The following is a 20,466-nucleotide window of genomic DNA, read 5'->3' on the forward strand; positions in this document are numbered from 1 at the left end:
CTGCCTTGCACGCAGGAGGTCAGCGGTTCGATCCCGCTAGGCTCCACCATCAACTACATACACCAAAACTTACGTCTTAAGCCAAAAATGGTTTAAGACTTTTTTTTGTTTAAGGCATAATTGGGTAAACTAATCCCCAGAAAGATATTTTTTCACAAAAAACATATGTTATCGGAAAACGTGCATCATTATACATGGAAATGTCGAGTTGAACCAATTGGCATATACGATATAAAATGGTGGAAAGGGGGAATTGTATGTCTATTCAGAAAATTTCCGTCATCGGATTGCCTATGGACCTTGGTCAAGCAAGGCGAGGGGTGGATATGGGACCTAGTGCCATCCGCTGCGCAGAGATTGTCGAGCGTCTTGAAAAGTTGAATATAGAAGTAGAGGATTTAGGGGATATAATTGTAGGGCGTCCTGAAAATGCAGATGAGCCCGGGACAAATTTAAAAAACTTACAGCTTGTAGCAAAAGGTAACACCCAGTTAGCTACAAGAGTTGATGAAATAATAGAAGAAGGTTCCTTTCCGCTTATATTGGGAGGAGACCATTCAATAGCAATAGGCACACTGGCAGGAGTCGCAAAGCACTATGAGAATCTAGGTGTGATTTGGTACGATGCACATGGCGATTTAAATACGGAAGATACTTCACCATCAGGAAATATACACGGGATGCCCTTGGCTGTCAGTATTGGGATTGGACATCCGGACCTGATCAATATCCATGGTTTTGCTCCAAAAGTGAAACCGGAAAACATCGTAATCATCGGAGCGAGGTCATTGGATGAAGGGGAAAAGGAACTTATCCGTGAGAAAGGGATTAAAGTATTCACGATGCATGAGATCGACCGGTTGGGAATGACACGGGTCATGGAAGAATGCATTGATTATTTAAGGGAAAGAACGGATGGCGTCCACCTTTCACTGGATTTGGATGGAGTGGACCCAGCAGATGCACCCGGAGTCGGGACACCGGTAATTGGTGGTATAAGTTATCGGGAAAGTCATTTGGCCATGGAAATGCTTGCGGAATCCAACTTGATTACATCCGCTGAATTCGTTGAAGTGAATCCCATTTTAGATGAGCGAAATAAAACGGCAATCGTTGCCGTGGCCTTAATGGGTTCGCTATTTGGAGAAAAATTAGTATAACTAATAATTAAAAGAAACAGTAACCGGCTTGTAATGGGTTACTGTTTTTTATATGCTAGAAGACATAGGTTTATTTACCAGGGTGTATGTAACAAAAACATATTTATAGATAAATGGTTGCAATTTTCTATCCATATTCACTTGAGAGCACGTCTGTCCATGAGATCTTCATTTTTAGTTAAATGGATGTATTGAATGATTAAAGAATCCAGTTTGCTGCTAACTTCAATAACTTCATTATCCACCATCGAAGAACGGGAAGCCAAAAACATCATTTTCTGTCTGCATTGTTCAATATGGTCTAAAATTTGTTCAGTACTCATATAGAGAATCACTCCTTTGAATTTTACAATTTCTTACTATATAGCCCTGTTTTTTTTTTCTTAAACATAAAATGTAAAACTTTGTTAAAATTAATGTATTAAATTTTTGAAACCTTTCAGCTTACGATTCGTAGTAATCGTATAGCCGCATGAGCGGGGGTAATACCGGAAAATGGATGCACTCATTAAAGAGAGAATTAATCAAGTATTAAAAGGAGACCATAATGCCTTTGGGGAAATTGTCGAAATTTACAAGGACAAAGTTTTCCAAATATGTTTCAGGATGCTCGGAAACAGGCAAGAAGCAGAAGATTTGGCTCAAGAGGCCTTTGTAAGGGCCTACGTGAACATTCGAAGTTTCAATATAACAATGAAATTTTCTACATGGTTATATCGGATTGCGACCAATCTTTGTATTGACCGGCTTCGCAAGAAAAAACCGGACTACTATCTGGATGCAGAGGTGGCAGGAACAGAGGGATTGAATATGTATTCCCAAATTGCATCGGATATGGCGAAACCCGAGGAAGAGGTTGAATCATTAGAACTGCAGGAAACCATTCAAGTGGAAATAATGAAATTGCCCGAGAAATACCGATCGGTAATCGTATTGAAGTATATTGAAGAGTTATCTCTAAAGGAAATCAGTGAGATACTCGATTTGCCGGTCGGTACGGTTAAGACGAGGATACATCGCGGTCGCGAAGCCTTGCGTAAACAACTACGCCATTTATAAAAAGAAGGTGAGAAAAATGAACTGCCATGAGGAAATCATTGAATATATGCATGATTATTTAGATGAGGACATCAAACCGGAGCATAAAGAAGTTTTACGGGAGCACTTGCATGACTGTGCTGAATGCCGGGATTACTTTCATGAAATGAAAAAGGCGGTCGCTCTTGTACAAAGCACTTCCCATATAAAGGCCCCGGATGACTTTACAGCGAAGGTTATGGCTCAATTGCCAAAGGAAACGAAAACAACAGGTGCTAAACGTTGGTTCAAAAGCCATCCTTTCATGACAGCGGCAGCGATGTTCATCATATTGATGACAGGATCTGTTTTTTCCACTTATAATCAGGACGAACATTTTTCAGTATCAAAGCAGCCTAACTTAGTGGTCGAAGGTGAAACGGTTATTGTGCCTGAGGGTGAGACAATCAAGGGAAATGTGGTAGTTCAAAATGGTAATATTCAAATAGATGGTGAAGTTGAGGGAGATGTGACAGTCATAAATGGGCATAAGTATATGTCTAAAGCAGGTAATGTGACCGGAAGCATCCATGTTATTGACCAAGCTTTTGAGTGGATGTGGTATAAAGTGAAGGACACTGCAACCTCGTTGGTTCCTGCTAAAGAGGAGAAAAAGGAATAAGGAATAGAAGCTGGGCAGGGGCATCGTTTTTGATTTACGATGACTTCGCCCAGCTTTATTTTTTAAAGGAAGGGGAACCATTTTTAATGGTTCTTTTTTCCTGTGTAAATTTCTCACACTAGTTTTTAGATGAATCATTTAAAAAATGGTATACTATTAAGGTTATTGTAAATAAAGATTGTAATTGGTATTTGGAGTAATACTGACTGGAGGAAACAACATGTCTTTAACCAATTTGACTGTTTGGGACTATGTAGTAAATTTCATTGATATTCTCCTTGTATGGTTTGTGATATATAAATTGTTAACTATTATTCGAGGCACGAAGGCTATTCAGCTGCTAAAAGGAATTTTTGTAATTGTCATTGTAAAAAGCTTAAGCAACCTGTTTGGTTTCAATACACTCGGATGGTTAATGGCACAAGTCATGAATTGGGGAGTATTGGCAATTCTCGTCATTTTTCAACCTGAACTGAGAAGGGCACTTGAACAATTAGGACGCGGGAAGCTCTTTGCAAGGGGCACCGTTCCAGAAGAGAATCAGCAAGAGCGTTTAGTCGAGGAAATCCTAAAGGCGTCCACCTATATGGCAAAAAGGCGGATTGGTGCCTTGATTACGATAGAAAAAGGTACGGAGCTGGGGGATTATGTTGAAACGGGGATACCCCTGAAATCCTATATTTCTTCAGAACTGCTCATTAATATTTTCATCCCTAATACGCCGCTCCATGATGGCGCAGTTATTTTACAAAATAACCAGGTGGCAGCTGCAGCTTGCTATTTGCCATTATCAGAGAGTCCATTCATATCAAAGGAACTTGGCACACGGCATAGGGCAGCCATAGGCATGAGTGAAGTTACGGATAGTCTGACGATCGTCGTATCAGAAGAAACGGGAGGAATATCCGTCACTAAAAACGGGGAACTTTACCGGGATTTGAATCAAGAATCATTTAGGGCCATGCTTACAAGTGAACTGGTAGTGGAAAATATCAAATCGACTTCCTCAAGCATCTTTAACTGGAGGGGGAAAAAGAATGGATAAATTCACCAATAGCGCTTGGTTTATGAGAATCGTAGCTTTTGCCTTGGCAGCACTTTTGTTCATTTCCATTAACTTTGAGATGGAGTCGGATAAAAAATCCCTTGGTTTATCGACTGCCCCTGAAATCAGTACGGAGACCATTGAAAATGTACCGGTTGAAGTGTACTATGACCGCGAGAATCTAGTGGTGAGCGGGGTGCCTGAGACAGTTGATGTTACTCTAAAGGGAGCAAAAAGCCTATTGATTAATGCGAAAAACCAGAGGGATTTTAAAGTGTATGTAGACCTTTCTGATCCTGCAATCTCAATGGGGGACAGAACTGTCACATTTAAAATAAGTGAGTTGAATGAAAAGTTAGTGGCGACGATCGATCCGGAATATGCGGAAGTCAACGTTCAGGAACGGGTGACGAAGGAATTCTCCGTTGAAGCCGAGTATAACAGCTCTTTACTTGAAGAGGGGTATACAGCTGGTCAGCCAACAGTCAGCCCGAAAACTGTTAAAATAACGGGTGCTAAAGATGCAATTGAACAAATCTCCTATGTAAAGGCAAACCTTGAAATAAGTAAGGGACTTAACGAAACGGTGAACAGTAAGGCAACCGTTAAAGCCTTGGACAGGGATTTGAATAAGCTGGATGTGACGATCGAGCCATCTTCTGTTGCCGTTTCCTTAAAAGTGAGCATTCCTTCCAAGACGGTGTCGATAGCACCGAAGCAAACCGGCAAGGCAAAGGATGGCATCAGGATCACGAGTATAAGTGTCGATCCAAAAGAGGTCACCTTATTTGGTTCGGAAACGAGCCTGGAGAAAATAGATGAAATAAATCTTCCTGTAAATATCTCGAAAATTGATGGTGATACAGAACTGGAACTCGATCTTAATAAACCGGATAGTGTACAAAAAATGTCCTTGGGTAAGGCGCAGGTCAAGATTCGTACAGAAAAAGTTGATGTAGATGAAGAGAATGCAGAGCCAGTCGTGGAAGAGGAAGAACCAGAAACCGAACAAAAACAAGAAGAACAAGTAGTCGAAGAAAAACCAGAACCAGAAGAAGAAGATGAAGCGGCTGCCATTGAGTCCAAAACTTTCAACGATATACAAATAGTTCCTGTGGGCATACGGGAGGACCAAGATGCCGAATTGGAATCCGATGTAACCAGCATCACTTTGCTTGGTGAGGCGGATGATTTGAAGAAAATAACTAAAGACGACATTAATCTTACAGTAGATGTGAGTAATTTAGATGAAGGTACGCATGATGTGGATCTGGCGGTAACAGTGCCTGAGGGAGTGGAATGGGAACTGGATTCTAAAACGGTTTCGGTCACCATCACACAAAAAGACGAAGAGACATGACCTTCCTTTAACATCATCATTAAATTCAGTAACGATTCGAAGAAGGAGCGATAAAGATGGGTAAATATTTTGGAACAGACGGAGTAAGGGGTATAGCGAATAGCGAGTTAACACCGGAGTTGGCATTTAAACTAGGCCGTTTTGGTGGCTACGTCCTTACTAGAAATACAGAAAAACCCAAAGTGCTTATAGGACGCGATACTCGTATTTCAGGTGAAATGCTGGAAGGTGCGCTTGTTGCAGGTCTTTTATCCATTGGGGCTGAAGTGATGCGCCTGGGTGTCATTTCGACACCGGGAGTAGCCTATTTAACAAAGGCCTTAAGTGCTGAAGCAGGTGTCATGATTTCCGCTTCGCATAATCCGGTAGCGGATAATGGCATTAAATTCTTTGGACCGGATGGGTTTAAGTTATCCGATGATCAAGAAGCGGAAATTGAAGCACTATTAGATAAGGAAAAGGATGAGCTTCCACGCCCGGTTGGCGGAGATTTAGGCCATTTGAACGATTATTTCGAAGGAGGGCAAAAGTATCTCCAGTATTTGAAACAATCAGTGGATGAAGATTTTACAGGCATTCATGTTGCTCTTGATTGTGCACATGGGGCTACATCTGCCTTGGCCATGCATTTGTTTGCAGATCTTGATGCAGACATCTCTACAATGGGGGCATCGCCCAATGGCTTGAACATTAATGATAAGGTAGGTTCCACCCACCCTGAGGCACTTGCTGAATTCTTAAAAGAAAAAGGTGCGGATGTTGGGCTTGCATTTGATGGCGACGGAGACCGCGTCATTGCAATAGATGAAAAAGGTAATATAGTGGACGGCGACCAAATCATGTATATCTGTGCGAAATACTTGAAAGATAATAACCGTTTGAAACAGGGAACAGTGGTTTCTACGATTATGAGTAACCTTGGTTTTTATAAAGGTCTTGAAGAGCATGGTATACAAAGCGCCCAGACGGCAGTGGGGGATCGCTATGTGGTCGAGGAGATGCGTAAAGGCGGCTATAACCTTGGCGGAGAGCAATCCGGACATATCATCTTCCTGGACTATAACACGACAGGAGATGGCTTATTGACGGGCTTGCAGCTTGTGAACATCATGAGCGACACCCAAAAAACCTTATCCGAGCTCGCTGGAGAGATGAAGAAATATCCACAAACGCTGATCAATGTCAGAGTTACCGATAAACACGCTGTAACAGATAATGAAAAGGTACAGGAAGTCATCAAGGCAGTCGAAGGGGAAATGAACGGAAACGGTCGCATTTTGGTGAGACCATCCGGTACTGAACCTCTAGTCCGTGTTATGGCTGAAGCACCGACAGCTGAGGAATGCACTAATTATGTAGATCGCATCGTCGCAGTTGTAAGAGCGGAAATGGGAATGAACGAATAACTAATCCTATGCATAAAAGGAACGAAATTTCCTTTTATGCATATTTTTATAAAGAAGTCTTTTTTGTTGGTAAAGGTAATTAAGAATTGACCTATGTCCCTTGTTTAAGGTATGATTATCCTGATTTACAACTCATTTTCTAAAAATGGTTGTTCTAAAAAGGAGGGTAGGCAAGGAGAGAATGGATTCACAAAAGCGCCTGAACTAAGTCTGGACGAGAAATGACTTAGTTGACGAGGAGGAGGTTTATCGAATGATCGGCGGATACCTCCCGGCTGAAGTGCACAGCCGCAGTAATTCCAATCTTAAAACAGTAGGGCAACTTACTGCACAAAGGGTCGGAAATGCACAATGGGAAAAAGTGCTTTAGGGCATTTCCTTTATAAAAATATATATCAGAGATGAGGGGGCAGGGATGCCCCCGTGCATTCCTGTTCCCTCGAATCGGTTGGAGGAACAGAAATTATGTGTGGAATTGTTGGATATATTGGACTTAACGATGCAAAGGAAATTTTATTAAAAGGTCTTGAAAAACTTGAATACCGCGGTTATGACTCTTCAGGGATTGCTGTGCGAAATGAAGCAGGAGTGACAATCTTTAAGGAAAAGGGAAGAATTGCGGACTTACGAGCAGCCGTGGATGAAAATACTATGGCGCATACCGGAATAGGACATACGCGCTGGGCTACACATGGTGTGCCAAGCCGTGAAAATGCCCATCCTCACCAAAGTAATTCAGGTCGATTGACATTAGTTCATAATGGGGTCATTGAAAACTATGCGATTCTAAAACGTGAATATTTGAAGGATGTTGCCTTTAAAAGTGAAACGGATACGGAAGTCATCGTTCAACTCATAGAGAAGTTCGTGAACGAGGGCATGGAAGTGGAAGAGGCGTTCCGTCAAACACTCACTCTATTAGAGGGTTCATATGCCATTGCCCTATTGGATGCTGAAAATGATGAAACCATCTTAGTCGCCAAAAATAAAAGCCCGCTGCTGATCGGTGTCGGAAAAGACTTTAACGTTGTCGCTTCGGATGCAATGGCGATGCTGCAAGTCACAGATCAATTCCTTGAACTGATGGATAAGGAAATGGTTATCGTGACAAATGAAGAGGTAACGATCAAGAAACTTTCCAACGAAGAAGTCATGCGTGCTCCTTACACGGCTGAACTGGATGCAAGTGATATTGAAAAAGGTACGTATCCTCACTATATGCTCAAGGAAGTCGACGAGCAGCCAGCCGTAATACGTAAAATCATTCAAGCATACCAAAATGAAGAAGGTAAACTTGCAATCGACTATAACATTACTGAAGCCGTAAGTGAGGCTGACCGTATTTATATCATCGCTTGCGGAACCAGCTATCATGCAGGGTTGATTGGTAAGCAATTCATCGAAAAAATGACTGAAATTCCGGTTGAGGTCCATGTGGCATCGGAATTCACTTACAATATGCCGTTATTATCGAAAAAACCGCTATTCATCTTCATTTCACAAAGTGGTGAAACTGCAGATAGCCGTGCCGTGTTAGTGTCCATCAAAGCGCTTGGTCATAAAGCCCTGACCATCACGAACGTACCTGGCTCTACATTGTCACGTGAAGCGGATTATACGCTCTTGCTGCATGCTGGTCCTGAAATTGCCGTAGCCTCTACAAAGGCCTACACAGCCCAAGTGGCAGTCTTATCCATCTTGGCGAATGTAACTGGCCAATTCCGTAACATGGAGTACGGTTTCGACCTTGTAAAAGAGCTTGGAATCGTTGCGACGGCTATGGAAGCCCTATGTGATTCGAAAGAAGAGATGGAAGACATCGCCCGTGAATATTTGTCCGTTACAAGAAACTGCTTCTTCATCGGCCGTTCCCTTGACTACTATGTTGTACTTGAAGGGGCACTTAAGCTGAAGGAGATTTCTTACATCCAGGCGGAAGGCTTTGCTGGCGGAGAGCTTAAACATGGAACGATTGCCTTGATTGAAGAAGGTACACCTGTCATAGCCCTTGCTACTCAAGCAGGCGTCAACCTAAGCATCCGTGGTAATGTGAAGGAAGTGGTTGCCCGTGGCGCCAACCCTTGCATCATTTCCATGAAGGGTCTGGAAGAAGAGGATGATCGTTTCGTCATCCCGGAAGTGAATGAACTATTAACACCCCTTATCTCTGTTATCCCGCTGCAGCTCATTGCCTACTACGCAGCCTTGCACCGCGAATGTGACGTGGATAAACCGCGTAATCTTGCGAAAAGTGTAACGGTTGAGTAAGTTGGAATGAATGCAATGTAGATTATAAAAAGTTGCGAAGCTTTACCCCTTTGGCTATGATTAGCCAAAGGGGTATTTTTTATGTTTAAAACAACGAGAACCTCTCAAGTTGACAAGTGGATTAGAAGACCAAGGTAATAAGAATCGGTGGCAGTGTAATGCAATCTATCAAATTCATCATTTGGTAGTCATGGCACCCATTAGAGCAATGTTAATGATCTTCCTATGGTGCATTGTTGAAAGAAACCCATATTGGCATTAAATTTAGGTGATGTTGAAAATGAAGTCTTCATAAAAATTTTTTAATTTAGGAGAGAATGACATGGAAGTCTTTGCAGAGTTTTTAGCGAATATTGATAACCCGCAACATAGGGAACGAACGGAAGAAGTCCTGGCTTGGGTAACTAAGAAATTTCCACATCTAATGCCGAAGATTGCGTGGAATCAGCCTATGTTTACCGATCATGACACATATATTATTGGGTTTAGCGTAGCCAAACATCATTTGGCTGTTGCCCCTGAAAAGGCAGGGATCGATCATTTCTCTGATGAAATCGTGCAGGCTGGCTATGATCACACCAAGCAGTTGGTACGTATCAAGTGGGACAGTCCGGTTGATTACTCATTACTTGAGAAAATGATAGAGTATAATATTTTTGATAAGGCAGATTGTTCAACTTTTTGGCGGAAATAAAAAAGTGGAATTATGAAGGTTAACTGAACCCCAAATAGGTCCACTTACTTTTTAAAAGTGATTTAAGCAAAATTTATTCTAAACCAACAAATAGATTTTAAAAACAGCTGCCATTGCAGCTGTTTTTTATTACCATGGATTTAAAATAAACTTAGAATTCACAAAACCCTTAACGAAATAGGAAGCAGAATGGTGAAAGTCAATAATTCTTTTCACGATTGATAGACCTAAACCGCTCCCGATTTTTGAGCGTTCCCTTGCCAGGGCTGCTTTATAGTATCGCTCGAATATATGAAACTGGTCTTTTTCAGCAATGCCGATTCCATTATCGGATTCGTTATGGATGCCTGATATGAGTTTCTTTCTCTTTACTTCTGTTTATTCGTTGTCTGGTTTGGAAGATCTTGTATCTTTAAAATCTATAAAACTCATCGTTCTGATGGCTCTACCAAGCGTATTCTCTCAATACAGTCTCTAAGTCTCTCAAAATCATTTCTTTTTGGAACGGAACTCCACACAAATACTTTTGCATCGTATTTTTCAATAGACATATATAAGCGATCAGTGATTATTAAATCAGGATGTTCACCTTCGTTACAGAGTTGAATATGACTGGATATCCTTTTTATTTGATTAATGATATATTCACTTGGATTTCCTTCCAGAATTGAAAAGACTTTAATCTTGATTGGCTGGTTGTCCACTTTAAAATTAATTGTGCGCTTAAGTAATCCATGGTACCTACCCAATAATCTCTCCCGATGTTTCAATATTTTCGTAAGCGCCTTTTTCTTGGCAAGTTGATCATAGAAACGGTTCATTAATTCCACTTGATTTGGGGGATCCTGTTCAAAAGCTATCTTAAATGGATCCTCTTTAAATAGAAAGGTAGGCCCATCAAAAATCTGAGTATAGTAATGAAGGTATAAGAGATTGGCAAACAAGGCACCATACTCTTCCGCGTTAATTTCCATTGAAAAAAATTCCGTGAAAGTTTCCAACCAGTGTATGGTTGTTTGTACAAAAAGATCTTGGTTATGATGCTGGGCAAAATTCATGATTAAACTGATTTGGGGATTTTTTTTATCATAAAATTCAAAACAACTAATTACAGTAAAGGAAAATATTATTTCTAAAGTGATTTGCTCTTCCGTTAAGGTTGTTAACTCTTTAAATAGAGGTTCTGCCAATCTTGAAAATGATTTAAATAAATGATGATGTTTCGTGAATGATTCATAGGTAGGATCTTCTTCAATGACATACCCCAACTTAGCTCTAGTAATGGAGATGGCTAGCCAATACAACATCTGCTCAGGCATGCTTTCCTTCTCTCCTTTTAAAAGCTCAAGGATTTGTTCCCTGGTGACAGATGAGAATGGCCAAACCTCGCCCCAGCATGAATTCCAATAAAACAAGTAGTAAAAATATCGAAATTGTTTTTCCATACCATTGAAAGTCGCCATATGCTGTGTTGTATATTGTAATTTGAACTGATCTAGAAGCGGTTTAATTTTATTGACTCGTCTGTACATGGATGCGTAGCTCGTATAATTCTTTTTTGCGAAGGCATGTATGTCACCCATTGTATTATAAAATATCTGATCACACGCCTTATAGGTTAATGACTGTTCTAAATACCACCTCTCGACCGTTTTGATTGAGAAATTGTCTTTTGTCTTCAAATAAAAGTTTTTATGCTCACGTTCAATGATATCTGCTTCTGGTTCCATTTCTTTTAAGTCATGTTTTAGTTCGCCAATAAATTTTAGAATTGTCCTATCTGAAGCATTTAAGCTTTTTGCCATATCAGAAATGGAACAAAATTGATTTATTGAATGCAAGTGGATTAAAATCCGTACTTTTTGATAAACAGGACGATCTAAAAAGTAATACACCCAATCACTTCCCCTCCCCCTAAATCGTTCGAAAACTTCATCCCTATTAGTTCCTATTACCCACCTCTTTTATACCAGAAACACCATCTTCTACAATTGCAAAATAATATAATTTTATCAATGGAAACTACCTTTCATTCTTTTCATTTATTTCCACAAAAAAGGAAATTAACCACTTTTTAATGACATAGAACCATATAATAAGCGATGAACCGTTATCTATTTATCGGTTTTTTAACTGTTTTCAGGAAATATGAAATGAACTGAGCGTATGGGACTTAGTGTAAATACTAGAACTGACACATGTAGGAAATCGGAACTCTAGATCAAGAATCAGGTATTGTAGAATCATGCCTTTTAATGGGCTCCAAGAGTCAATAATGAAATAAGGAGCCATTTTAAGTACCGGATTAATGGTATCGGGATAAAAATGGCGAGTAACGTAATGTGATGGCCTGAAAAGTGAATATTGTGCTGTAGGAAGTATTGAGTATGAGCTTGAAAGGTACTCCGGCATGGCAGGGGTATCTTTATTACTTGATTGATATAGAGTTCATATCTTGTACTTAAAGATTCCCTAATTTGAAAAAACTCGATTATTCAGTCGAATATTGTTGATTGAAAAGTTGGCATTTTTCGAAAAATGCTAATTAAGGTACTAAATATGATCATCAAATTCTATTGTATATCGCAATGAACTGTAATTATGATTGAGTTGTAGAAACCCTGCAGGGATCATAGAAATTTTCTACAGGAATGGAGATGAAAAGTAATGAGGAGCCAAACGAACGAATGGAAGAACAACAATAAAGGATCTTTCTGAAAAGGGAGAGTAATAGGTCTTATTCCTAAATAGTATGATAGTGGGTTTTAACAACCGGCAGATCTCAGGACTTACAGTTATGGTCTTTTAGGGCCATATTATTAATGAAACTAAATGGCATCGTTTTCAGGGCATTAGAAGAAAGTCCACCAAATGATTGAAGGAGGGTGGAATGGTGAAAAAATCAATTATATATATAAGTATATTAATGGTTTTACTTGGTATTAATTTTTCAAATGTACATGCCAAATCAAGCGGTTCATATGGTTCTGACTCAAATGTAGGGTTCTTTGGAGAATATATTCATAAAAAAGATTCTGACAGTAATAAATCCCCCGAATCAGGTGTATCTGGAAATGAATCAAATGAAAATGGGCCATCAAATGATGTAGGGCTTGAAAAATTACCTCAAACGGGTGATCAATCGAGCACTCAAAATATGTTTTTTGGAGTTCTAGTAATTTTATTAGCTTTCTTTCTTTTGCAAAGAAAGTCATTAAGAGTCATAGATAAATAAAAGTCATGGAGGTAAATACATTGAAAAAGCGATTGAAAGTACTTACAGGCTCGGCTTTAGCAACATCACTAATTTTAGGGGGGGCAATTTCAGCATTTGCTGCAGATGGTGGGGAGTATAATTCCTCGGGTACAGTAAAATTCAAACCGTATACAGGAATAACGGAGCCTGTTGACCCGAATGACCCAGATAAAGAAGTGAAACCTGAAAATCCGGATGGAACGGATCCAAATCCAGGAACGAATGGTCCATTAAGTATCGACTTCGCTTCAAGTTTAGACTTTGGGGAAAATGAAATTTCAAACGTGGACCAAGTATATTATGCAGCACCCCAGAAAGTTAACATCACAGATGATCAAGGTGCAGTGACTCAGGAAAATAGAGCAAATTATGTTCAAATTTCCGATAATCGTGGAAGCAATGCAGGTTGGACCTTAAAAGTGAAACAGGAAGGCCAATTTGAAAACGATGCTACACTGAACCCTGTTCTGACAGGATCTCAAATAAAATTCGTTGATGGTGTGCCAGTAACAAATATGGAAAATGTAACTGCGCCTACCGCTTCCGATATCACCTTAGATCCCTCAGGAGCAGAATCATTAGTGATGACAGCGGCTGAGAATACTGGTGCAGGAAAATGGCTTGATGTTTTTGGGACAGTAGCAAATGTTGGCGGTGAACCTAAGAATGCTGCAATTACATTATCCGTACCTGGAAGCACGCCAAAAGATGCAGTCGAATATAGCACGAAACTAACATGGGTTTTAACGGATTCACCGACAAATAACGATTCACCGACACATAACTAAACTAATAAGAGAGAGTTCACTATGAAAATTGCAAAATATCTTGTTGCTTCAACGTTATTGGTCACAGGTTTCGGAATCGCAGGACAAGGGGCATCAGCAGAAGGCGGAGAATATGATTCTAATGTTACCATTACATTTGCGCCATATACAGGTATCACACCTCCCGTTGACCCAGAAAATCCAGGTGAAAGGGCTAACCCGGAACCTACTCCGAATCCAGGGACAAGTGGTCCACTAAGCATTGATTTCGCTTCATCATTTGATTTTGGCATTCAGGAAATCACAACACAAGACATGGTTTATAATTCTGCTGCACAAAAAGTGAATATTACGGATGATCAAGGAGTGACTACGCAAGAGTTACGACCTAATTATGTACAAGTCAGTGACAATAGAGGAACTGAAACAGGCTGGACACTGCAAGTACGACAAGATGCACAGTTCGAAACCGCTGATAATGATGTATTGGATGGTGCAGCCATAAAAATCTTAAATAATAATGTAAACACATCGTCGACTTCTCCAGTACCAAGTACAGTCCCTGCTGAAATCGACTTAGTACCAGGTACACCGTCAACGGTAGTGGCAGCAAAAGATGCTGAAGGTGCCGGTACTTACGTTTCTCGTTTTGGTAAAGCAAATGATGGCAACATGGATAAAAGTGTTCAATTATCAGTTCCAGGCAGTACTACAAAATATGCTAAAGAGTATAATACAACGCTTACCTGGATTCTGACTGACACACCAGCAAATTAAAGTGGTCGTGGTGTAATAGAGTGAAGGAAATGATACATCGTATGAATGAAAATACGGTGTATCACTATTTTATGACTTGTAAAATAGTTCACTGGATTAAACTTCTAAGGAAAGAAGTGGAATAAAAAATTAATTGTTTAGCAGAAGATCATGAACCAACACTTTTTCAATGGGAATAGAGGTGGAAACAGAGAAATGAGAAAAGGACGTCTAACATATAAACGGAGATCCAGAAGGGCTTTAAAGGATTATTCATATATAGGGATATGGGGCATCATATTGGTTATTATGCTGCAGCAAATGAATATAAATGGTTTTTTCAATCTTAAATCCGCAGCCGCCGCAGCTACTGTAAGGCTTTCATCGGAACAAAGTACTGTAAGTCCAGGTGACCAAATAAGGCTAGAGGTGAACTCGGCCATAGAAGAAGCCGGAATTATTTCAGTAAAAGTTCCTGAAGGGTTGGCATATGACCAAGACGCTACAAGGCAATCAATGCAAAGTAATGGTAGTCCACCCATAGTGGATTATGAATCTGCTAAAAAGGAAATCACTATAGCGTATAGTGAACAACAAATAGGTGAAAATGAAGTTCATTTATTCTTTCAGGCCCAAACGGCCGGAAATTTTGTGGTAGTTGCTACATCAGATGAGAACCAATCAAATGAGATCAGCATAAATATAGAGGCCATAGAAAAGGATGTACCAGATATAGAGGGGGAAACGATAGAAGAGGATGAGGCAAAGGCTGATGTTGGAGAAATAAAAGAAGAGCCTGAAGAATCCGGCCAAGTTGTGGAAGAAAAAGGAGAAAACGAAAAAACAGATGGTGTAAATGTAGATGCTAAGCAAGAGGATGCATCAATTGATCAGGGTGGTCAAGAGACGGAACAGGGTCATGAAGTTTTAGCTAAAGAGGAAGAAGATCTTTCAGAAATGGATCCTTCCAATAGTATTGAAGGAAATATTATGGCTGCTGCTTTAGCTGCTGACGAAATAGATGTTGATAGTTGGGATACTTTTGTAGCGGCGGTGAAAAACACTTCCATATCTAAAATAAATTTAACTAAAGATATTGAAAATCCAAGTGCTTCTGGAGATACTCCAGGGTTACGGACTTATCAGGTAACCAGAGACTTGGAGATTAACGGAAATGGATATCGGCTTTCCTTTAAAAACTCATCCATTTATTTAGGGAATCCAATCAATGGTAGGGGTAACTTCCATATGCACGATATCGTATTGGCACAAAGCTATGCAGGTGCATACTCAGAAGATATAGTCGGCTCAAGGCTTATAGCCTCATACACAGGAAAATGGAAATATCGATTTGGTAATATTACTACGGAGGCCTCCGTACAAAGACTAGCTAGGGCTCAATATGCAGAAGTAACCATTTATGGAGAAATGAATATTGATACACGTGCCGAAAATTTTTATCTGGGTAGCCTCCAAATGGAAAATGGCACAAAATACTTAGGGAATGTGAATTATTATGATTTTTCGATATTTTATTACAATCTCCCTGCAAGATCAGGGGATACTGGTGAATCCAAGGAATTTACAATCGGTGATGAAAGTATCGTTCAACTGACTCAGTCTCAAAAAAAAGGGGTAACCTATCCCGCAGTCTATCTGTATTACAAAGATATCACGGTAGGGGAGAACTCTAAGCTAGATATCAACATGCCAGGAAATGCTGTTAGATTAGAGTATGGAAATGGCTCATTTACTGCAAAAAGCGGCTCGTACATCAATTTAACGAGCAGGCAATCTTCTGGATCTGTTGTTGAATACAGATCAAGTAATAATTCGTTCTATGTTGCTCCCGATGCTGAATTATATGTTATTGGGAAAAGTTCGACGCCATTAATTAATTTAGGATCTGCCACTAGCCATAGGGGCAATACCTTCACATTGGATAATCCCAAACAATATGATTTGCGGAATATGGGAAATAATACTGCGGTCGGTTTGGGGGCAGATACCTCTGCATCAGGATATGCAAATACTTTTGAAATCAATGAATCCGATATCGATTTATGGAAAACTGGCAGTAAAGCATTGGGGCCATCCGACTTTTCATATGCGGCAGTCGAAAGCTTTACTGCTACTGGCCGTCACTCTGGTACCACTGGCCGTCAAACGGTAGTTTCCTCTGAACCGGCATTACAAACCGGGTTTAAAACAACGTACTATAGGCGAATTGCGGGAATGAATACAAAACCTATAGTAGAGTTTGAACCAGTGACGGATGCTGATTTAACCATTAAGGCAAGGGTGAAAATTGGGGAAGCACCTGATAATGATGGCCTGGATGAGAACGGTGTCGTTCATTATATGGATGTATATGCTTCCGAAAACCAGGCCAGTGTTGATATCACTGATACCCATGGTATAGTTCATGGGGATTTAAAAACGGATGCAAATGGCTATGTGCAGTATATGGATCCGATTTTTAATGTTGGCGGCCAAAAGATGTCTGGAATGGCAACAAGAGGGCCTTGGGTACAAGATGGACAATCCGAAACGACGGTATATGATGTAACCCCACCAACACCGGCAGAGGTATCACTTCAAGAGATTGAAGAAGGAACATATCAGATCATGGGAACTGCTGATGAGGTGGGAGCAACCGTTCTTATTGAAGTGGATGGGGAGTCGTTAAAGGATGCTGGGGGAAATCTTATAACAACGACAGTAGCCGAAGATGGAAGGTGGTCCATTGATTTACCAACACCATTAACCACAGGCAAAACTGTTCAAATCTTATTGAATGATAATACCGGTGAAATTACAGGGTTATCCGATGTCCCATTAACGAACAATTATATGGGGAATATAAACCCGACTGCATCAACTGAATATCATGATGCCATTTTTAAAGCAGGTCCATTACTTGCTGTGGTCGAATACTCAGGAAGTTTAACATTGCTTGCACCAGACTCTTTATCTTTTGGCAGTGATGTTCGGATATCACCACAAGATAAACGCTATCAAATTGAATCGATGGATCAGGAACTTGGTGTACAGGATAATCGGAAACATAAATCCACTTGGAAGCTGAAAGCAGCGTTAGTGGATGAACTTTACAACTCTTCTTATGATAGTACGTTATCCCTGGTTTATTCAAATAACGGTAGTGACACAGTGCTCTCACATACAGGGTCGCTTATTTATGAACATCTCAGTACCGATGATGAACCACTATATATAAATGACTTATGGTACGGAGACACAAAAAATGGCTTGTCTGTCGAGGCGAAGGCTGGAGAAGCTAGAGTCGGGGAATATGAGGCAAAGATTAAATGGTCATTGGAAGATACTCCAGCAAATGAATGAAAATGGATGGAGGTCGTCAAAGAATCTTCATCAAATTAACCTTAGTAGAAATTGATATTTTAATAATACTGCCAACAATGCCCCGGCAAAGCTTTACCTGTTGGCGGATGTATAAAGAAAAGAAGACTATACATGGTAATTAGGATACGATGCATGATTTTCATCAACTGGGGGTTATCAGATGAAAAGGAAAGCTATATGTACTTTATTGTTAGTAAGTTCACTATCCATCATTTTCCCTTTTACTATACTTAAGGGTTCGGCTGCGGAATTTAATTTTGGCGTTGAGACAGTCGTTCCAAAGAATCAAGTTGATAAAAAAAAGACATACTTTGATTTGATGGTGGAACCAGGTCAAAAACAAATACTGGAAATCAACTTGCGTAATGATACAGATAATGATGTTAAAATAAACCCGCTTATCCATAGTGCAACGACAAACCTTAATGGTGTAGTTGAATATGGAGAGAATGATATAGAAGCGGATTCGACTTTGCTGTACAAGATGGAAGACATAGTGAAGACGGAAGAGGAAGTTATCATTCCGGCAAAAGGAAACTACGTATTAAAGCTGGATGTAACGTTACCCAAAAAAGAGTTCGATGGTGTAGTGGCTGGTGGGATCATCCTTCAGGAAGATACTGAAGGTACTGATGAAAAACAAAATAAGAATCAGGTTAATAAAGGATTATCGATCAAAAATGAGTTCGCCTATATCGTCGCCATTTTATTAAGGGAAAATGAGGATGAAATCAAACCAGAACTTCAATTGAATGATGTATTCCCAGATCAAGTAAATGCAAGAAACGTAATCAATGTTAATATCCAAAATACCATGCCCATGTATATGAATCAAATGACTGTGAAATCGAAAGTGACCAAAAAGGATGATAGTCAAGTTCTGTATGAGTCTAATAAAGAGGGCATGCAGATGGCCCCGAACTCTAATTTTGATTATCCGATCTCTTTGAATGGTGAAAGGCTTGAGGCTGGTGAATATACATTAGAAATGACTGCTGCCTCAATGGGAGAAGAATGGCATTGGACACGCGATTTTAAGATTGATGGGGATGTGGCAAAGAAGCTTAATGATAGTGATGTGACAAAGAAGCTTAATGATAGTGATGTGACCATTCAGAAGGATTATACGTGGCTCTACGTAATAATAGGGGGCATCGTCATATTGTTGGCCTTCATATTATGGGTCATTTTTATACGAAGAAAGAAAAAAGAGAATGAAGAGAATAAAAAACAAATAGCCAATGTTGATGAATAGGCTGAATGATGTTATATGATTCCATTTGAGATGCTAAAAAAAAAGAAAGTTAAAATATGTGATCTTTTATCCATTATTATATTCATTGTTCTTTTATTAATGGGGTTTTTGTTGGTTCTTTCACCTTGGTTAAAGGAAGCGGTAATTAAAAAGGAAATCGAAAAGTACAGTATAGTTAGTTTTTCTAAAGAGGAAATCCAAGATAATGTTGATAATAAAAAGCCCTTTGCTGAGAATGCCAGTATAGAAGCTCCTGATTTTCTAAAGGTATTAGTGAATATTTCTTCAGTGAAACGTGAAGACGTGATAGGTGCAATAGTAATTGGGGGTAATATAGTATCTATACCGATCTTACATGGAACGAATACACAAAATTTACTTGTAGGGGCCACGACAGTAAAAAATGATCAAGTAATGGGTAAAGGCAATTATGTGCTGGCTGGACATCATATGAGAGATGACAGCCTGTTGTTTGGACCTTTATTAAAGATCGAAAAAGGGACATATATTCATATAACGAATAAACGGCAAATCTTCACCTATAAAGTAAAAGCAAAGAAGATTGTCCAGGAAACGGACGTTAGTGTTCTTGAAGATACAGGTAGTCCTGAACTTACTCTGATCACTTGTGATGTTACGGGGATCGATACGGACAAACGTGTCATAATTACAGCAGAATTAGTAGATACGAGTGATAATTCCAATCAGGCTGAATTCGAGGGAAAGTATGGATACGGAATGAGTACAGATCCGTCTTGGCATTCAAATATTACTTATTTCCTTTGGGTTTCATTAGTGGTAGGCTTACCGTGTGTACTGGTGTTCATCATGTTAATCATAAAGAGACGAAAAGATGAGGGGAGATAGTGATATCTCGCCTTCTTTATTTGGAATGATTTATCAGGTTATGTTTAGTCATCAGTAGTTTTTTATCGATGCTTGGCAGGTTCCGCTTTTTTTGAATTCGCCACCAATTTCAGTCCATAGCAGTAAAATCGGAGGGGAATGGAGTACAATTGTAGTATTGGGCAACTTGTATAAATGAGTAATATACAGATGAAGCGGATTACCATAATGATTGCTGGTGATGAGACGAAAATTGCTGACGTGGGTGCTTTGCATTTGGAGAAAGTGGGATATGGACTATATCAAGATATCGGATGGAAACATGCAGTACGTCCATTCTAGTAAGTTTATGTTTCGAAGTATCTCAGGCTGTCTTTTCCATCGGTACCTTTGACGTGGATGATCTTCTAGTAAACACGTTTGGCAGAATGCTAGGTTATGTCATTTCAAAGTCTCTCCATCGATAAACCGTCAAGTTGTTACTGTAGATGTACACTAATGAAAGTATTTCGTTCAGCATGAATATAGGTAAAGCTCAGGGCTAATGAACTGGGCTTTTTCCTATGTTCC

19 protein-coding genes are annotated in these 20,466 nt (G+C 39.8%); 16 read left to right on the forward strand and 3 right to left on the reverse strand.

What is annotated here, in order from left to right; translation table 11 throughout:
• Nucleotides 1–257: 257 nt before the first annotated feature.
• Complete coding sequence (rocF, locus tag ADA55_RS16040; RefSeq protein WP_048685723.1) at nucleotides 258–1,160, forward strand: arginase; 903 nt, start codon at nucleotides 258–260, stop codon at nucleotides 1,158–1,160.
• A 137-nt stretch (nucleotides 1,161–1,297) separates the two neighbouring features.
• Here rocF and ADA55_RS16045 read toward each other — a convergent pair whose 3' ends face one another.
• Nucleotides 1,298–1,483: an aspartyl-phosphate phosphatase Spo0E family protein gene (locus ADA55_RS16045; RefSeq protein ID WP_048685725.1), complete on the reverse strand. Its 186-nt coding sequence runs from the start codon at nucleotides 1,481–1,483 to the stop codon at nucleotides 1,298–1,300.
• Between the two features lie 172 nt (nucleotides 1,484–1,655).
• On the opposite strand from ADA55_RS16045, the gene sigW reads away from it, so the two are divergent.
• The 7 genes from sigW (at nucleotide 1,656) to ADA55_RS16080 (ending at nucleotide 9,632) form a co-directional block, all read left to right on the forward strand.
• On the forward strand, nucleotides 1,656–2,219 hold the full coding sequence (sigW, locus tag ADA55_RS16050) for an RNA polymerase sigma factor SigW (protein ID WP_048685727.1): 564 nt from the start codon (nucleotides 1,656–1,658) through the stop codon (nucleotides 2,217–2,219).
• Between the two features lie 16 nt (nucleotides 2,220–2,235).
• Complete coding sequence (locus ADA55_RS16055; protein WP_048685729.1) at nucleotides 2,236–2,859, forward strand: anti-sigma factor family protein; 624 nt, start codon at nucleotides 2,236–2,238, stop codon at nucleotides 2,857–2,859.
• 220 nt (nucleotides 2,860–3,079) lie between these two features.
• On the forward strand, nucleotides 3,080–3,904 hold the full coding sequence (gene cdaA, locus ADA55_RS16060; protein ID WP_034304935.1) for a diadenylate cyclase CdaA: 825 nt from the start codon (nucleotides 3,080–3,082) through the stop codon (nucleotides 3,902–3,904).
• Nucleotides 3,897–5,264 (forward strand): CdaR family protein, encoded by a 1,368-nt coding sequence (locus ADA55_RS16065; protein ID WP_048685731.1) that lies wholly within the window; start codon nucleotides 3,897–3,899, stop codon nucleotides 5,262–5,264. The genes cdaA and ADA55_RS16065 overlap by 8 nt, the downstream gene beginning before the upstream one ends.
• A 56-nt stretch (nucleotides 5,265–5,320) precedes the next feature.
• Nucleotides 5,321–6,670 (forward strand): phosphoglucosamine mutase, encoded by a 1,350-nt coding sequence (glmM, locus tag ADA55_RS16070; protein ID WP_034304929.1) that lies wholly within the window; start codon nucleotides 5,321–5,323, stop codon nucleotides 6,668–6,670.
• Between the two features lie 465 nt (nucleotides 6,671–7,135).
• On the forward strand, nucleotides 7,136–8,938 hold the full coding sequence (glmS, locus tag ADA55_RS16075; RefSeq protein ID WP_048685733.1) for a glutamine--fructose-6-phosphate transaminase (isomerizing): 1,803 nt from the start codon (nucleotides 7,136–7,138) through the stop codon (nucleotides 8,936–8,938).
• A gap of 322 nt (nucleotides 8,939–9,260) precedes the next feature.
• Nucleotides 9,261–9,632: an iron chaperone gene (locus ADA55_RS16080; RefSeq protein ID WP_048685736.1), complete on the forward strand. Its 372-nt coding sequence runs from the start codon at nucleotides 9,261–9,263 to the stop codon at nucleotides 9,630–9,632.
• A 129-nt stretch (nucleotides 9,633–9,761) separates the two neighbouring features.
• Here ADA55_RS16080 and ADA55_RS31225 read toward each other — a convergent pair whose 3' ends face one another.
• Entirely contained in the window at nucleotides 9,762–9,986 is a 225-nt protein-coding gene (locus ADA55_RS31225; RefSeq protein ID WP_081088832.1) for an ATP-binding protein, read from the reverse strand.
• Between the two features lie 74 nt (nucleotides 9,987–10,060).
• Nucleotides 10,061–11,527, reverse strand: a complete 1,467-nt coding sequence (locus ADA55_RS16085; protein WP_048685738.1) for a helix-turn-helix domain-containing protein — start codon at nucleotides 11,525–11,527, stop codon at nucleotides 10,061–10,063.
• A gap of 998 nt (nucleotides 11,528–12,525) precedes the next feature.
• Here ADA55_RS16085 and ADA55_RS16090 point away from each other — a divergent pair.
• The 8 genes from ADA55_RS16090 (at nucleotide 12,526) to ADA55_RS28565 (ending at nucleotide 20,363) form a co-directional block, all read left to right on the forward strand.
• Nucleotides 12,526–12,867, forward strand: a complete 342-nt coding sequence (locus tag ADA55_RS16090) for an LPXTG cell wall anchor domain-containing protein (RefSeq protein ID WP_161798624.1) — start codon at nucleotides 12,526–12,528, stop codon at nucleotides 12,865–12,867.
• 20 nt (nucleotides 12,868–12,887) lie between these two features.
• Nucleotides 12,888–13,676 carry a WxL domain-containing protein gene (locus tag ADA55_RS16095; RefSeq protein ID WP_226990481.1) on the forward strand — a complete coding sequence of 263 codons (789 nt, stop codon included), beginning with the start codon at nucleotides 12,888–12,890 and terminating at the stop codon, nucleotides 13,674–13,676.
• Between the two features lie 21 nt (nucleotides 13,677–13,697).
• Nucleotides 13,698–14,432, forward strand: a complete 735-nt coding sequence (locus tag ADA55_RS16100; protein ID WP_048685741.1) for a WxL domain-containing protein — start codon at nucleotides 13,698–13,700, stop codon at nucleotides 14,430–14,432.
• Between the two features lie 195 nt (nucleotides 14,433–14,627).
• Nucleotides 14,628–17,774, forward strand: coding sequence for a pectate lyase-like adhesive domain-containing protein (locus ADA55_RS16105; RefSeq protein WP_048685743.1), 3,147 nt, complete (start codon nucleotides 14,628–14,630; stop codon nucleotides 17,772–17,774).
• Nucleotides 17,775–17,955: 181 nt separating this feature from the next.
• Nucleotides 17,956–19,050: a DUF916 and DUF3324 domain-containing protein gene (locus ADA55_RS16110; protein WP_048685745.1), complete on the forward strand. Its 1,095-nt coding sequence runs from the start codon at nucleotides 17,956–17,958 to the stop codon at nucleotides 19,048–19,050.
• A 111-nt stretch (nucleotides 19,051–19,161) separates the two neighbouring features.
• Nucleotides 19,162–19,917, forward strand: a complete 756-nt coding sequence (locus tag ADA55_RS16115) for a class A sortase (RefSeq protein ID WP_161798625.1) — start codon at nucleotides 19,162–19,164, stop codon at nucleotides 19,915–19,917.
• Nucleotides 19,918–20,091: 174 nt separating this feature from the next.
• On the forward strand, nucleotides 20,092–20,238 hold the full coding sequence (locus ADA55_RS30580; RefSeq protein ID WP_226990482.1) for a hypothetical protein: 147 nt from the start codon (nucleotides 20,092–20,094) through the stop codon (nucleotides 20,236–20,238).
• Nucleotides 20,211–20,363 carry a VanZ family protein gene (locus tag ADA55_RS28565; RefSeq protein WP_081088831.1) on the forward strand — a complete coding sequence of 51 codons (153 nt, stop codon included), beginning with the start codon at nucleotides 20,211–20,213 and terminating at the stop codon, nucleotides 20,361–20,363. The genes ADA55_RS30580 and ADA55_RS28565 overlap by 28 nt, the downstream gene beginning before the upstream one ends.
• Nucleotides 20,364–20,466 lie beyond the last annotated feature (103 nt).

The organism is Bacillus sp. 220_BSPC (assembly GCF_001054655.1).
GTDB lineage: Bacteria > Bacillota > Bacilli > Bacillales > DSM-1321 > Peribacillus > Peribacillus frigoritolerans.